Source organism: Halolamina salina, assembly GCF_042678005.1.
GTDB lineage: Archaea > Halobacteriota > Halobacteria > Halobacteriales > Haloferacaceae > Halolamina > Halolamina salina.
Map to the genome: position 1 here is coordinate 1 of NZ_JBHUDH010000083.1, position 1,186 is coordinate 1,186.

The window sequence follows — 1,186 nt, forward strand, 5'->3', positions numbered from 1 at the left end:
GTCACTGAAAAAGTGCTTCGCGAGGAATTCCACCTTCAAACGGATCGAAGGTGGGCACATCGAGCACAGGAAAGAGACCGCCTATTGTATGTTGGCGTAACTCAGAGAGCCGCGACCCGATTGAAACAACATGCTGCAGGTCGGGGACGAGGAGCCCACTTCACTCAAATCTTCCCGGCCAGTCGGCTACTTTCGATTGACTGGTACGGATCAACTTCTGAGGCCTATCGAGCAGAACCAATTACGGCCGATGTCCTGGATGAAGTGACCAGTGATGATGTGTACGTATCGCAACCAGGGTGATACTGAACACTACTTCACGAGCGCCTGTCCGGCTCTACTCTACTTCTCGGACATGCTTCTATGGTCACTAATGACCTGTCATAACTAATATTCATCCCTAAATCTATTACAGTTTGATTCTAACACGATAGTATGGGAACATGCCCTGGTTGCGATCGAGATGTAACGCCAGTCAATAAAGGTGGTATCGGACACGGAGTGAACGAATACGTCTGCCCAAAGTGTGATATTATTCTCGGAGTTACGTCCTGACGAATCGCAGACTAAATTCACCGGAAAATCGACTCCGGAACACCCTATCCGGCACTACTACGATTCTCGGACATCAGCATCGTCCCGTATTCTTTTAAATTAGTGAATGATATCAGACGCTATGCCCGTGTTCGAGATTCTCAAGTCGCTCTTCGGCTCAGCAGTTATTGGGTTCGGTTTATTTCTCCTCGCTATGGTCTTGTTTGGGATGGTCTTAGGAGTGTTATATCTTGGCCCCCATCGACCTAATCGAAGGAGGAAACGCCATAAGAGGAGGTAGCAGTAGGCCTCGCGGTCAGTAGACTATCTGTACTCATCATCCTATTCAGGCGAATTCATCCAATCATCGGGTGTAGCTAAGGACTGAATGTCCTTCCGACTCACCAGTCCTGCAGCAACCAAAGGGAGACGAACAAAAACATCAAACCATTGGCCAGCGTGGACGAGTGGTTGCACTTCGTACCAGAATATGAGTACACCTGGCAATAGTAGAATAAGGGGTGCCCCTCCGGAGAGTCTATACACGAATGGACGCACATCTGTGCTGCTCCAGTCAACACTACATGGGAAAATCTTGAAGCAGAATACCATCTCGTGCTGGCGAGTCCAAGGGACGCCAGCGAGGTAGTGT

The 1,186-nt window shown here is 49.2% G+C and carries 1 protein-coding gene; it reads left to right on the forward strand.

Translation table 11 applies throughout. From position 1 onward, the window contains the following. Nucleotides 1–12: 12 nt before the first annotated feature. Nucleotides 13–303: a GIY-YIG nuclease family protein gene (locus ACFR9S_RS08335; protein ID WP_379818410.1), complete on the forward strand. Its 291-nt coding sequence runs from the start codon at nucleotides 13–15 to the stop codon at nucleotides 301–303. The last annotated feature ends 883 nt before the right edge of the window (nucleotides 304–1,186 follow it).